Origin of the sequence: Paractinoplanes polyasparticus (genome assembly GCF_019710575.1) — a bacterium.
GTDB classification, from domain to species: domain Bacteria; phylum Actinomycetota; class Actinomycetes; order Mycobacteriales; family Micromonosporaceae; genus Actinoplanes; species Actinoplanes polyasparticus.
In genome coordinates this window covers 389,953-403,468 of record NZ_JAHWFK010000001.1, presented here as the reverse complement: position 1 = coordinate 403,468, position 13,516 = coordinate 389,953, and the positions used below count along the sequence as shown (strand labels likewise).

At 69.7% G+C, this 13,516-nt stretch carries 11 protein-coding genes; 5 read left to right on the top strand and 6 right to left on the bottom strand.

Features of this window, described 5'->3' with window-relative positions; genetic code table 11:
- The first annotated feature begins 477 nt into the window (after positions 1–477).
- Positions 478–648, top strand: a complete 171-nt coding sequence (locus KXC43_RS01890; RefSeq protein WP_255643307.1) for a family 43 glycosylhydrolase — start codon at positions 478–480, stop codon at positions 646–648.
- A gap of 28 nt (positions 649–676) precedes the next feature.
- Here KXC43_RS01890 and KXC43_RS01885 read toward each other — a convergent pair whose 3' ends face one another.
- The 6 genes from KXC43_RS01885 to KXC43_RS01860 all read right to left on the bottom strand — a co-directional run bounded on the left by KXC43_RS01885 (position 677) and on the right by KXC43_RS01860 (position 7,956).
- Complete coding sequence (locus KXC43_RS01885; protein ID WP_221374718.1) at positions 677–1,432, bottom strand: aminoglycoside phosphotransferase family protein; 756 nt, start codon at positions 1,430–1,432, stop codon at positions 677–679.
- Between the two features lie 57 nt (positions 1,433–1,489).
- Complete coding sequence (locus KXC43_RS01880) at positions 1,490–2,311, bottom strand: hypothetical protein (RefSeq protein ID WP_221374091.1); 822 nt, start codon at positions 2,309–2,311, stop codon at positions 1,490–1,492.
- On the bottom strand, positions 2,305–2,658 hold the full coding sequence (locus tag KXC43_RS01875; RefSeq protein WP_308128926.1) for an S-adenosylmethionine decarboxylase: 354 nt from the start codon (positions 2,656–2,658) through the stop codon (positions 2,305–2,307). The genes KXC43_RS01880 and KXC43_RS01875 overlap by 7 nt, the downstream gene beginning before the upstream one ends.
- Before the next feature lie 183 nt (positions 2,659–2,841).
- Positions 2,842–3,795, bottom strand: a complete 954-nt coding sequence (locus KXC43_RS01870; RefSeq protein WP_221374089.1) for a LacI family DNA-binding transcriptional regulator — start codon at positions 3,793–3,795, stop codon at positions 2,842–2,844.
- A gap of 10 nt (positions 3,796–3,805) precedes the next feature.
- On the bottom strand, positions 3,806–6,547 hold the full coding sequence (locus KXC43_RS01865) for a glycoside hydrolase family 3 protein (RefSeq protein ID WP_221374088.1): 2,742 nt from the start codon (positions 6,545–6,547) through the stop codon (positions 3,806–3,808).
- Between the two features lie 161 nt (positions 6,548–6,708).
- Positions 6,709–7,956, bottom strand: coding sequence for an ROK family transcriptional regulator (locus tag KXC43_RS01860; RefSeq protein ID WP_308128925.1), 1,248 nt, complete (start codon positions 7,954–7,956; stop codon positions 6,709–6,711).
- Positions 7,957–8,056: 100 nt separating this feature from the next.
- On the opposite strand from KXC43_RS01860, the gene KXC43_RS50430 reads away from it, so the two are divergent.
- From KXC43_RS50430 to KXC43_RS50420, 4 genes are read left to right on the top strand one after another with little or no spacing between them, the layout of a single operon-like run.
- Positions 8,057–9,718: a type 2 periplasmic-binding domain-containing protein gene (locus KXC43_RS50430; RefSeq protein WP_255643306.1), complete on the top strand. Its 1,662-nt coding sequence runs from the start codon at positions 8,057–8,059 to the stop codon at positions 9,716–9,718.
- Positions 9,715–10,674 carry an ABC transporter permease gene (locus KXC43_RS50425; protein ID WP_308128924.1) on the top strand — a complete coding sequence of 320 codons (960 nt, stop codon included), beginning with the start codon at positions 9,715–9,717 and terminating at the stop codon, positions 10,672–10,674. The genes KXC43_RS50430 and KXC43_RS50425 overlap by 4 nt, the downstream gene beginning before the upstream one ends.
- The gene (locus KXC43_RS01850; protein ID WP_221374085.1) at positions 10,671–11,612 is read left to right on the top strand and encodes a carbohydrate ABC transporter permease; all 942 of its coding nucleotides are present in this window, start codon (positions 10,671–10,673) and stop codon (positions 11,610–11,612) included. Before KXC43_RS50425 ends, KXC43_RS01850 begins: the two co-directional genes overlap by 4 nt.
- Positions 11,609–13,381, top strand: a complete 1,773-nt coding sequence (locus KXC43_RS50420; protein WP_255643305.1) for a beta-galactosidase — start codon at positions 11,609–11,611, stop codon at positions 13,379–13,381. Before KXC43_RS01850 ends, KXC43_RS50420 begins: the two co-directional genes overlap by 4 nt.
- Positions 13,382–13,516: the final 135 nt, after the last annotated feature.

Sequence of the window (13,516 nt, the reverse complement as noted above, 5' to 3'; positions counted from 1 at the left end):
CAGTTGGCACCTCATGCGAGTCGTTCTTCGCGAACCGCGCCTCCGCCGAATGGGGAAGATTTCGAGAGTACGCTCGGGTGTCCAGTGTGGCAAGTGGTTTCTTGTGCGCTAGAAGTTACACCGCAGGTGCTACTTCTGGGTAGTCGCTTCCGCTGTGTCAGGTGCCGGAAGGTACGTTCAAAAGCATGCCTTCCTGTCGAACAGCCCGAATCGGTCGAGAGCGTCCGAGTGCTTCCTCGGCAAGGCCTTGGTGCGAACAAATGTTCGAGATGTTCGCATTGAATGCTGGCAACTGCTCTGCGTGTATAGACCAAAAGGGGTCGGGCGATGCAATTTGGAAGTAAGCCGTGCGGTTAGGCGCCAGCCCGTCCTGACTGTCGGGGTGAGCGTCGTCCTCGTGGGTGAGTCGTCGGTGCCGATCTTCCAACTACGCGGGCCGGCGTCTACGGCCGGGCCACAACGGCTTCACGTCTCCCGATGGCACCGAAGGATTGGATGGCCTACCACGCCACGACCAACCCGAACGGCAACTGCGACCTGAACCGCTCGACCAGAGCCCAGAAGTTCACCTGGAACGCCGACGGCACGCCCGACTTCGGCACCCCGGTCGGCCTGGGCGCCTCCCTCACCGCCCCGTCCGGCGAGTAACCGCAGCGGCGTCCGCCCGGCCTGCCAGTCAGGTCCGGGCGGACGCCGCCCGGAGCACGTCGAACTCGCAACCCGGCGAGTCCGGGTCGAAGCCGTGCTCGACCAGCCAACGGCCCGCCAGCAGGCTGCGCAGCGACCACCAGCCGCGGACCACGTCGATGTCGATGCCGGCGCCGTAGCCGGCGATCACGTCGCCGAGATGCTCCTCGTGGCCGAGTGTCAGGCTGGCGAGATCGCGCAGGGCGTCGCCCCGAGCCGCCTCGGACCAGTCGATGATGCCGGTGATCTCGTCACCCTCGGCGAACACATGGCTGACATGCAGATCGCCGTGCACGAACACCGGCTTCCAGGGCCGGAGCACAGCCCCGGCCACCTCCCGGTTCCTCTCGACGACAGCGGCCGGCAGGACGTTGTTGGCAAGCAGCCACGCGCACTCGTCCTCCAGCTCCGCGGCGTACTGCTCCAGGCCGGGCCCCGGCCACGGCGGCAGCGGCGCGTCGTGCAGCCGGCGGACGGCGGCCCCCGCGGCGACCCACGCGGCCGGCGAAGCAGTCGACGGCCGGCCGATGCGGCCCAGCTCCTTCCCCCGGACGGCGGCCAGCGCCAGCACGGGCGGCTTGCGCCACAACACCTCGGGAGTCGGCACCGGCGCCAGGGCCATCGCCTCGACCTCGACGTCGATGCGCCCCTGATCCGGGTCGACCTTCAGGAAGACGTCCCCGACCCGCAGGGTCGCCCGCTCCTCATGAGCGAGAACAATCTCGACCTTGTCCACACCGGCCATTCTCGCCGGGGCGAAGACCGCCGTCGCCGGATTTACCACGCCGGTGGCCGGCATCATCTACTGGGCCCAGATGATGTTCTCGTCGAGGCCGCGCCCGGTGCCGATCTGGTGGGCGACTCGGGCGGCGACCAGGCGGGTCAGCAGGGCGCGCAGGCCCCGGGCGCGGATCTGGCCGGCGTAGTGGTGGCCGGGGCGCAGCAGGTTGCGGGCCTGGCGGCGGATGTCGGGGAGATAGTCGGGCGGGCGGCTGTTGAGGGCTCGCGTGTCGGCCGAACCGAGGTAGGGGAACGGTGCGGAGCCGGCCAGCGGCTCCATGCGGACGCCGATCAGGGTCATGTTGCGGTGGGCGCGCTTGTCGAGCAGGGTGACGGCGTGGTCGACGCCGGATCGCAGGCAGGCCAGCGCGAACGTGCGGTAGAGCATCGAGCTGACGGTCAGGGTGCCGCGGTAGGCGGGGAGCACGGCGACCGTGGCGTAGTCCCAGACGGTCGCGTCGCGCATGTCGTGCGCGTCGAGGATCTCGTCGACGGAGCGGCCGATGTGGGCGGGGGCGTCGGCCAGCGTCTTCAGTTCGGCACCAGTGCCGGCGATGCTGCGGGCGGCCCCGGCCGGGCGCGCGGTGCGGCGGTCGATGACCAGATAGAAGGTGCTTCGAGCTTCGTACGGGCCGTATTCGGCGGTCATCACCTCTCCGGTGTTGCCGAAGGCGTCGTCGAAGACCGTGCACTCGACCGTGCGGGCCACGTCGGCCAGGGGGTGGTCGAAGCCGACCACGGCCGTCAGGAAGCGGGACCGGCGGGGCGGGACCGAACGGAGGAACTCGGTGACCACGGCCTCGGTCCGGGTGGGGCTCAGGTCGTACCGGAAGGAAGTCAGCACGGCTTGGCGACGATCTTCGTGGCGCCGAAGAACTCCTCGGTGAACGCGACGACCTGGTCGGGGTCGAAGGCCTTGCAGGTGTAGATGTCGACGCTGAAGAACTGGACCGGGCGCTCCCACGAATAGAAGTGGGCGCCGGAGGTCTCCCAGTGGATCCAGCCGGCCCAGCCGTAGAGGTCGCTGCAGTGGGTGACCGGCTCGATCAGCGTGATCATGTCGGTGACCACGGAGAGCTTGCTCAGGTACTCCTTGATGTGGTCGTCGGTGATGACGAAGCTCGGATAGCCCTCGACCACCAGTCGCTGGCGCAGGATCGTGGGGGCGAGGTCGTGGAACTCAACAGGCACGGGGCCGCACTTTCTGCACAGAAGAGCTGGGCGACGCAGCGGCACTGCTGAGCGGTCGCGAAAGGCCATCTCAGGATCGGGCCCGCCTGCCGCGGACGGCAATCGCCGCCTCAGCTCGCGACTTATCCCCTCAAATCGGGCAGTATCGGACCAATCGGCGAACGGCACCGGGCCGTTCGGCCATCAAATCGCCGGGGCCGTGCTGGCGCGCACGATCAGGTGCGTGCCGAGCTCCATGTTCTCCGAGTCCGGAGCCTCGCCGTGGGCGAGCCGCAGAACGGTGTCGGCCGCGAGCCTTCCCATGTCCCGCAACGGTTGCCGCACGGTGGTCAGCGGAGGCGACGCCCAGCGGGCGGCGGGCACGTCGTCGAAGCCGACCACGCTGATGTCGTCGGGGACGCGCAGACCCAGCCGGCGCGCCGCCTCGTAGACGCCGAGCGCCAGGTCGTCACTCGCGGCGAAGATCGCCGTCGGCCGGTCGGCCCGGTCGAGCAGGCGCAACCCGGCCGACAACCCCGAGGCGTACGTGAACTCGCCCCGCTCCACCACGGCGGAGTCCCCGGCCAGCGAGCGGAAGCCGTCGCACCGCATGCGGCTGCCCAGCAGCTCGAGCGATCCGGAGATCATCGCCAGACGCCGGTGCCCGAGTTCCAGCAGATGCGCGGTTGCGGCCCGTGCGCCCGACCAGTTGGCCGCGCCCACGGTCGGCGCGGAGAGCACCCGTGCCGTCGGATCGAGCGCCACCGCCGGAACTCCGCGCCGGTCGAGGTCGGCCGTGAGTCGCGGGCTGCCGCCGGTGGCGACGAGCACGACACCATCCGTCGGGCCCGGGATGTAGCGCGGGGCGGCCGTGACAACCAGGCCCACGCCCGCGTCGCGTGCGACCGGTTCCATCCCGCGCAGGTGCTCCAGCTCGACGGCGCAGTCGATCTCTTCGAAGACCACGTGGATAAGGCCCGCGGCGGTCCGCTTCCGCGCCTTCCGGGGCTGATAGGAGTGCTGCCGCAGCAGATCCTGGATCAGCTCCCGCTTCGGCGGCGACACGTGTCCCCGCCCGTTGAGCACCCGCGACACCATCGGCACGGAGACGCCCGCGGCTTGAGCGATCTCGTCCAGGGTCACTCGTCGAACCGGCATCACGTCATTCTCACGGTCGGAAGGTGAGCGCGCTGACCCGGCTGCCCGCGTCCAGGGCGAGGTAGAGGTCATGGACGCCGTCCGCCGCGGTCACGGCGCCCGGTGCGCCGGGTGTCACCGAGGCGAATTCCGGGCCCGCGTACGGGTCGTCGAGGCGCAGCCGGACGGGCGGCCCGTCCCCGTCGACGGCCACTTCGCGTACGCCGGAAAGGTCGGCGCCGTTGAAGCAGCACCAGGCGCCGTCCTCGGTGGCGCGCACCGCCTCGCCGCGGACCGGGTCGGCCGTGGCCACCAACGTGATCCCGCTGTACTCGTCGTGGTCGGCGGCGCGGACGGTGCGGTCGAGCACCCGCTGCGCCCCGATCCGGGTGCCCCGCACGGCCAGCGTGCCGGTGAGCCGGATGTCGCTGGCCGAGCGCCCGACCAGGATCTTGTGCCGGGCCGTCTCGACCACGAACCGGTTGGAGGTGACGTCCCAGAAGCACAGGTCGTCGATCCTCAGGGTGAAGCTGACCAGCCGCGACTCGCCGGGGGAGAGGCGCACCTTGTCGAAGGCGCGCAGGCGGCGCAACGGCTGCTTCACGCGCGAGACCTGCTGGTGGGTGTAGAGCTGCACGACCTCGGTGCCCGCCCGCTTCCCGATGTTGGTCACCCACACCGTGATCGTGACCTCGTCGCCGGCCGCCGCCGTGGGCTGCGAGACGTCGAGGTTCGAATAGTCGAAGGAGGCGTACGAAAGTCCGTGGCCGAACGGATAGAGCGGCGTCCCCCGGTAGTACTGGTAGGTCGCGTCGTTGGTGATGATGTCGTAGTCGAGAATGTCGGGCAGCTCGCACGCGCTGCGGTACCAGGTCTGCGTCAGCCGTCCGCCCGGGTCGGCCTGCCCGGTGAGCACGTCGGCCAGCGCGTGCCCGAGCTCCTGGCCGCCGTGCGACATCCACAGCACGGCCGGCAGGTGGGCGTCGGCCCAGCCGATGGCGTACGGATAACTCGAGACCAGCACGAGCGCGGTCTCCCGGTTGGCCGCGTGCACCTCGCGCACCAGCCGTTCCTGGGTGGGCGGCAGTTGCAGGTCGGTGCGGTCCTCGGTCTCGCGCCCGTTGACCAGCGGGTGGTTGCCGATCACGACGACCACCGCGTCGGCCGTGGCGGCCAGGTCGGCGGCGTCGGCGGCCCCGTCGACCAGCGTCTCGAGGGTGAAGCGGGCCGCGCGCGGACCCAGGCCGAGCTGGGCCGTGATCGTCTCTTTCCCGGGGTGAGTGTGCACAGTGGTCGAACCGTCGGGACGCTGCCCCAGCGTGAACATCTCGGTGACGACCCACTCGGAGGGGCCGGGGGAGTCGGCGGCGATCCGGTCGCCGGCCGCGCGCAGGAACCGGCCGTTGAGCGTCGACCGGAGCGTGACGACGTTGTTGCCCCAGTCGAAGACGTCGAACGCGGCCGGTTCGACGGTCAGCCGGACGCCGTCGGCGTCGGCGGCCAGGTAGAGCCCGCCCAGGCGCAGCGCTATCCGGTCGACGCCCTCGGCGTGCACGACCGTTTCGACGGTCTCGCTCAAGCCGTCGCGAACGGTGACGGCGTACGCCAGGGAACCGCTGTACCAGTCGGTGAAGACGCGGTCGGCGTGCGTGCCGACGACGGCCACGGTGCGGTGCCGGGCCGGATCGAGCGGCAGCAGGCAGCACTCCGACTTGAGCAGCGTGATCGACGCCCGGGCGGCCTCGCGGGCGAGCTCCCGGTGGGCCGGCGAGTTCACCACGTCGGCGCCGATTTTCCCGTACGGGTTCTCGCCGGCCGGATCGAACTCGCCGAGCCGCACCCGCGTGGTCAGGGCGCGCCGCACCGCCCGGTCGACGTCCTCCTCCTTGATCAGTTCGCGCCGCATCGCCTCGGTGATCCGCTCGACGGTGACCTCGCTGCGCCGATCGGCGTCGGTGAAGCTGTCGATGCCGGCCCGCAGCGCCGCCGCATGACTCTCCGCGTGGTCGGCGAAGAAGGCCTGCTGCATCGGGTCGGCCAGGTTCGTCGGCGCGTAGGCGTCGGACACCACGAAGATCTCGTCGCCGGTCCAGCTGCGCAGCTCGTCCTCCAGGTACGGCGAGACGTGCGCCGGGCGGCCGTTCACGAGGTTGTACGCGGCCATCACGGCCACGGCGGAGCCGCGCTCGATGGCCGGGCGGTAGGCGGGCAGCTCGTACTCGCGCAGCACCCGCGGGCTGAGGTTGCTCGACGTGAGGCAGCGGTCGGTCTCGTTGTTGTAGCCGAGGAAGTGCTTGAGCGTCGGCGCCGTCCGCAGCACCCGCGGGTCGTCGCCGGCCAGTCCCCGGGCGTACGCGTCCCCCATGAGCCCGGTGAGCAACGGGTCCTCGGCGTAGCCCTCCTCGTTGCGCCCCCAGCGCGGGTCGCGCAACGGGTTGACCACCGGCGCCCAGACGTTGAGGCCGCACTTGCCCTCGCTGTGCAGGCCGCGCACCTCGTCGCCGACGGCCGCTCCGACCCTCGTCACGAGGCCGAGATCCCAGCTCGTGGCCAGCCCGACCGCCTGCGGGAAGACGGTGGCCTCACCCAGCCAGGCGACGCCGTGCAACGCTTCGGTGCCGGTGGTGAAGGCGGCGAGGCCGAGGCGGTCGATCGCGGGCTGGTGCTGGTGCAGCAGGGCGATCTTCTCGGGCAGCGTGAGCCGACCCAGCAGATCCTCCACACGTTCCGCGAGGGGCGCGGCGACCTGACGGAACAGCGGTGTGTCGCTCATGGGTTTCACATCCGTGGCGGTTCATCGGCGAGACGCCTGTGTCGAAGCGCTTCGACACAGGCGGGCAAGCGTGTCGTCCATGTTTCGGCGATTTGACGATCTGTCTACCCGAGCCGATGGGGACCGTCAAGAGATCGACATCGATGCGGAGTCATCGGAAGTCACCGCGGGGTGGGTAGCGCTCCCGAGTCGATGGCGTCGAGGACTCGGGTGGCGCCGCCGGCGGCGGCCGCGCTGGAATCCAGGGCTGAGGCGACGATGACCGTGCCTCCGCTGTCGGCGGCGGCGGAGCGGGCGGCCAGCTCGAGGGAGGCGGACGGGATCAGCCAGGGGGCTATGCCGGTGAAGTAGCCGCCCAGCACCACGCACGCCGGGTTGATGAGGTTGGCCAGGATGGCAAGGCCGTGGCCCAGGCGGGCGCCGGTCTCGGTCAGGGCTTCCAGCACGTGCGCGTCGCCGGATTTGGCGAGGCGGTGGATCTCGTCCATGTGGGGGCCGAACTCCGAGGGGGAGAGCGCCGTCTCGATGCCCACCTCGGGGAGCGCGCGGCGAATGACGGCGCCCAGTCCGGCGTACGCCTCCAGGCAGCCCCGGCGTCCGCAGCCGCAAGCCGGACCGGCGGGGTCGAGCGGCAGGTGGCCGAACTCGCCGGCGAAGCCGCGGGCGCCGCGCAGCAGCCGGAAGTCGCTGATGATCCCCGCGCCGATGCTGGCGCCGCCGGTCAGATAGACGAGGTCGCCCGTGCCGGACTGGTCGCCCAGCCGTTGCTCGGCCAGCACCGCCAGGTTCGCGTCGTTCTCGACGAGCAGTGGGTAGCCCGGTTCGCCCAGCGCCGCCAGCAACGACTTGCGTACGTCGACCCGCTGCCACCCCAGGCCGGCCGCGAGTTCGACCACCCCGTTCGCGTCGACCAGCCCGGGCACGGCGACCGTCAGCCCCAGGACGCGCCGTCCGTCATGGGACAGCTTCGACACCGTGCGCCGGGCCAGGGCCGCCAGCGCCGCGATCGCCTGCCCCGGCTGTCCCGCGGTTCCGGTGAAGGCGCGTCGCCACGACAGCAGCCGTTCGCCGGCCAGGTCGAGCGCTACCGCCGTCAGGTAGTCGGTGTTGATCTCCAACCCGACTGCCGCGTAGGGGGAGCCGTCGAGCACGAGCATCACCGCGGGGCGGCCGATGCGGTTCTCGGTCATGCCGACCTCGCGCACCAGGCGGCGGTCGATGAGGTCGGTGACCAGGCTGGACACGGTGGCCTTGTTGAGGCCGGTGGTGGCCGCGATGTCGGCCCGGGAGCACGGCGCGTGGGTGCGCAGATGGCGCAGCACGACGGCCAGATTGGTCGCCCGGACGTCGGCGAAATCGGCCGGTTGCGGCCCGTTCTCCCTGGTGAGCACCGACGACCCCCGCCCCACGAACATTCCCTCCGGCAGCGTACGGCACCGATCCCCGGCAGGCCTTGCCGGGCCGCACTTAGTTCGTTTACCGTCCCAACTAAAGACGGAGGAGTCAACGATGAAACTCGATAGAAGGCAACTGCTCGCGCTGACCGGTCTGGGTGCGGCGTCGGGGCTTCTGGCGGCCTGTGGCGACGCCAAGACGTCCAGCGGCCCGGGCACGACCACTCAGGACCAACTGGCCAAGCTCCTGCCTGCCTATACGCCGAACGAGCTGGTGAAGGCCGACATACCCAGTGTTCAGGGCGCCAACGGCTTCTTCAGCAACCCGGCGTTCCTCAAGTACCCGGCCAACCCCGTCACCAGCTCGACCGGGGTGCCGGGCAAGGGCGGCAGCTACACGACCATGACCCCGCTGTGGGGCGCCATCCCGTCGGCGAGCGGCAACGCCTACTACGCCGCGGTCAACAAGGCGATCGGCGCGACGCTCAAGCTCCAACCGGCCGACGGCAACAACTACGACAAGGTGCTGCCGACGCTGTTCGCCGGCGACAAGCTGCCCGACTGGGTGCAGATCCCGGGCTGGAACATGGGCAACCTCGGCTTCGCGGACGCGGTCAACAAGTTCGCCGATCTGGGGCCCTACCTGTCCGGGGACGCCATCAAGGCGTACCCCAATCTCGCGGCCATCCCCACCAGCGCCTGGCAATGCTGCATCTGGAACGGCAAGCTGTTCGGCCTGCCCGTCTACTACAGCGGCGCGACGATCGCGGGCACGCTCTTCCACCGCAAGGACATCCTGGCCAAGGAGGGCATCAACCCCGACGACATCAAGACCCCGGACGATCTGGCCGCGCTGGGTCAGCAGCTCACCAGCGCCGCGGCGGGCCGGTGGGCGTTCGACGACGTCTTCGACACGCTCGGCCAGATCTACAAGTTCCCGGTCGACCCCAACCGCTGGGTCATCGACGAGAGCGGCAAGATTCTGCACCGCTACGAGACGCCGGGCATCCTCGAGGCGCTGAACTGGTACCAGACGCAGGCCAAGGCCGGGCACGTCCACCCGGACGCGCTGGCCGACAAGACCCAGGAGGCCAAGCAGCGCTTCTGGAGCGGCAAGGTGGCCATCACCGGCGACGGGCCCGGCGCCTGGAAGGGTGACGACGCCAAGAGCGGCAAGGCGGCCAATCCCTCGTACGAGCGGCAGGCCTTCAAACTGCTGTCCACCGACGGTAAGCCGCAGATCTGGATGAACCCCAGCGCCGGCATGTACAGCTTCCTCAACGCGAAGCTGAGCGCCGACGAGATCAAGGAATGCCTGTCGATCGCCAACTACCTGGCCGCGCCGTACGGGTCGAAGGAGTACCTGACGGTCAACTTCGGCGTCGAGGGCATCGACTACACGATGGTCGACGGCAACCCGGTGCTCACCGAGCGCGGCAGCAAGGAGGTGGCGACCACCTACCAGTTCCTCATCACGCCGATCAGCCCGACCACCGTCATCGCCGGGCAGACCCAGGTCGTCAAGGACTACGCCGCGTGGGAGGCCGACATGGTGAAGTACGCGGTCAAGCCCGCGTTCTACGGCATGAACGTCACCGAGCCCGCGCAGTACGCGAGCATCAACCAGCCGATGGTCGACCTCGTCAAGGACATCCGGTTCGGGCGCAAGCCGATCTCGGCGTACCAGGAGGGTCTGAAGACCTGGAAGGCGCAGGGAGGCGACCAGTTGCGCGCGTTCTACGAAGACATCCGCAGCAAGTACGGCACGGGCCAGTGACAGCGCTCCACGAGGCGCCGCCCGCTCAGCAGAAACCGGACGAGGCGGCGCCGGTCAGGAAGAACCGTTTCCGGCGCGACCGTTCCCTGCTCCTGATGGTGATCCCGGCCCTCGTGCTGCTGATCGTCTTCAACTACGTGCCCATGTTCGGCACGGCGACAGCGTTCCAGCGCTACAGCATCTATGCCGGCTTCTGGCACAGCCCGTGGGTCGGTCTCGAGACGTTCCGGCAGCTGTTCTCCGATTCCCTGTTCTGGAGCGCCCTCGGCAACACGCTCCTGCTCAGCCTCGTGCAGCTGGTGTTCTACTTCCCGATCCCGATCGCGCTGGCCCTGTTGCTGCACTCCATCATGAGCTCCAAGGTCCGTACGATCGTGCAGTCGGTCGTCTACCTGCCGCACTTCTTCTCATGGGTGCTGGCCGTGACCATCTTCCAGCAGATGCTGGGCGGGGCCGGCGCGCTCAACCAGTTCCTGCGCGAGCACGACCTCGGCACCTTCGACGTCATGACCAACCCGGACACCTTCGCGCTCCTGGTGACCTCGCAGGTGATCTGGAAGGAGGCCGGCTGGGGCATCATCGTCTTCCTCGCCGCGCTGGCCGCCATCGACACCCAGCTGTACGAGGCGGCCGCGGCCGACGGCGCCGGGCGCTGGCGCCGCCTGTGGCACATCACGCTGCCCGGCATCCGCGGCGTCATCGTGCTCATGCTGGTGCTGCGCCTGGGCAACGTGCTCACCGTCGGCTTCGAGCAGATGCTCATCCAGCGCGGGGCCGTCGGGCGTGACGCGGCCGAGGTGCTCGACACGTACGCCTACTTCTACGGCGTCGTCAACGCGAACTTCAGCCTCGGCGCGGCCGCCTCGCTGTTCAAGGGCGTGCTGTCGCTGCTCTTCCTCTTGGCCGCCAACAAGATCGCGCACCTGCTGGGCGAGGACGGACTGTATCGGCGATGACTGTCGTGACCCCCCTGGCGGATCCGAACCGCCGCAACCGCAACCGGCCGAACTGGGAGGAGCCGCCGACCGCAGCCGGCCAGACCGGCAAGGGCGTGGTGCTCCTCGTGGTGGTGGCCGTCGTCGCCATTCCGCTGTGGATGGTGGTGCTGACGAGTCTCTCCACCCAGAGCGCGGTCAACGAGGCCGGCGGCATGGTGCTCGTGCCGGACGGCATCACCTTCGCGGCGTACCGGCAGATCTTCACCAACCAGTTGGTGATGCACTCGCTGGCGGTCAGCCTCGGCATCACGATCGTCGGCACGCTCGTGTCGATGGTGGTGACGATCCTCTGCGCGTACGGGCTGTCGCGGCACAACTCGTGGGCCCACCGCCCGATCCTGTTGCTGCTGGTGGCCACCATGTTCTTCAGCGGCGGCATCATCCCGACGTTCCTGGTCGTCTCGGCCCTCGGCGGCTACGACAGCTACTGGTCGATGATCCTGCCGACCGCGGTGAGCGTCTTCAACATCCTGGTCGTGCGCGCGTTCTTCTCGAACACCGCGCAGGACCTCATCGACGCCGCGGCCATCGACGGCGCGGGGGAGTGGCGCACCCTGTGGTCGGTGGTGCTGCCGACGTCGCGCGCGGTCACCGCCGTCGTGGCGCTGTTCTACGCGGTCGGCTACTGGAACACGTTCTTCAACGCGTTGCTCTTCCTGCCCGACAACCAGAAGTGGCCCCTGCAGATGGTCATCTACACGTACACGTTGCAGGGCAACGCGATGCCCGGCTCCGGTCAGAACACGACCGGCCAGTACTTCGGCACCCAGGAGATCACGCCGCTGGCCATCCAGATGGCCGTGGTGACGCTGACGCTGATCCCGATCCTGCTGGTGTACCCCTTCGTGCAACGGCACTTCACCAAGGGCGTCCTGATCGGGGCCATCAAGGGATGATCTTCTTCGGCGGCGACTGGAACCCGGAACAGTGGCCCACCGAGGTGTGGCACGAGGACGTCGCCCTGATGCGTGAGGCCCACGTCAATCTCGTGACGGTCGGCGTGTTCTCGTGGTCCCGCCTGCAGCCGGCGCCGGACAGGTTCGACTTCGACTGGCTCGACGAGGCGCTCGACCTGTTGCGTGACAACGACATCGGCGCCTGTCTGGCCACCCCGACGGCGTCCCCGCCGCCGTGGTTCACCGACGGCCTGCCGGTCACGGCCGACGGGGTCCGGCTGACCTACGGTTCGCGGGACACGTACTGCGTGAACGCTCCGGCCTATCTCGCGGCCAGTTCGCGCATCGCGTCGGCGCTGGCGGAGCGCTACGCGCACCATCCCGCGCTGCGGATGTGGCATGTGCACAACGAGTACGGCACGACGTGCTATTGCGACCATTGCGCGGCCGCCTTCCGGCTGTGGCTCTCCCACGCGTACGGCGACCCGGACGCCCTCAACGCCGCCTGGAGCACCGACTTCTGGTCGCAGCGCTACGCGTCCTTCGACGAGGTGCGGCCACCCCGGGCAACCCAGTATCTGAACAACCCCGCCCACCTGCTGGACTACCGGCGCTTCGTCTCGGACGCGATGCTCGACCACTACGTCAGGCAGCGTGACATTGTCCGACCGTCGGGCAAACCGGTGACGACGAACTTCGCCCTCGGCGGCTGGGTGCCGGTCGACCATGCCCGCTGGTCCCGCGAGGTCGACGTGGTGGCGGTCGACGACTATCCGGCCTCGGTCGCCGGCCACCTCGACGACCGCGCCTTCGTGGCCGACCTGGCCCGGGGCTGGGCCACCTCGGCCGGTTGGTCAGGCGTGTCCGGCTCGGTCGGCGGCTCGAGCGCGTTGGGCTGGACGGGCGGGTCGAGCGTGTCGGGCTCGGTCGGCGGGTCGAGCGTGCCCGGCCGGGCCGGCGGCAAGCCGTGGCTGGTCATGGAACACGCGCCCGGCGCCGTGCTGGAGCAGGGCGTCGTCCGTGCGCTCGCGGAGGGCGAGGCGTTGGCGGCCGCCCAGACCTACACGGACCGCGGCGCCACCGGAGTCATGTACTTCCAATGGCGGGCCAGCCGCGGCGGCGCCGAGCAGTGGCACCCCGCGATCGTTCCGCACGAGGGTTCCGACACCCCGGTCTTCCGCGAGATCGCTTCTGCCGGCGCCGCGCTCGCCGGGTGTACGCCGTCCGTCGAAAGCGCCGACCGCGCACTGTTGTATGACGAACAGACGATGTGGGCCTGGCAGTCCCCACACTTGCCGACCCGCCAAATCGACTACGAGGCCACCTGCCGCCGCTGGCACCGCGCCCTCGGCCCACCGGTCGACGTGATCCCGATCGACGCTCCGCTGGACCACTACCGGGTCGTCGCCGCGCCGCTGCTGCACCTCGTCCCGAGCGCCACCCACCGCGCCCTGCGCTCGTACGTCGAGGCCGGCGGCACCTTGATCCTGACGTTCGGCAGCGGCCTGACCGACGAGCACTGCAGGGTCACGCCGGGTGCCTTCGACGACCTCCTCGGTATACGCACCATTCGCCACCTTCCCGGCGAGGGCCAGCTTTGGCTCGACGACCTCGAACCCGCCGGCGCCGAGGTCGTCCTGCGAGCCTCCGGCGACCGCCCCGTCGTCACCGAACACCGCTTTGGCCTCGGCCTCGCCCGGTTCGTGGCGACTGACCTGGAAGACCTGACCCCCTGGCTCCAGCCGTCCAGCTCCGGGCCGGCCGAGTAGCCGTGAGCTACCAGCTGCGGGCTGGCCGAGTCGCGCTCAGCTACCGGCCGGGCTGGCCGAGTCGCGCTCAGCTACCGGCCGGGCTGGCCGAGTCGCGCTCAGCTACCCGGCTACGGGCTGGCCCAGTCATGCTGA

Excerpts from the sequence above, each read along its gene's own strand:
- KXC43_RS01890 (WP_255643307.1), top strand. The coding sequence starts at position 478 with ATGGCACCGAAGGATTGGATGGCCTACCACGCCACGACCAACCCGAAC.
- KXC43_RS01850 (WP_221374085.1), top strand. The coding sequence starts at position 10,671 with ATGACTGTCGTGACCCCCCTGGCGGATCCGAACCGCCGCAACCGCAAC.
- KXC43_RS50430 (WP_255643306.1), top strand. The coding sequence starts at position 8,057 with ATGAAACTCGATAGAAGGCAACTGCTCGCGCTGACCGGTCTGGGTGCG.
- KXC43_RS50420 (WP_255643305.1), top strand. The coding sequence starts at position 11,609 with ATGATCTTCTTCGGCGGCGACTGGAACCCGGAACAGTGGCCCACCGAG.
- KXC43_RS01885 (WP_221374718.1), bottom strand. The coding sequence starts at position 1,432 with ATGGCCGGTGTGGACAAGGTCGAGATTGTTCTCGCTCATGAGGAGCGG.
- KXC43_RS01865 (WP_221374088.1), bottom strand. The coding sequence starts at position 6,547 with ATGAGCGACACACCGCTGTTCCGTCAGGTCGCCGCGCCCCTCGCGGAA.
- KXC43_RS01870 (WP_221374089.1), bottom strand. The coding sequence starts at position 3,795 with ATGCCGGTTCGACGAGTGACCCTGGACGAGATCGCTCAAGCCGCGGGC.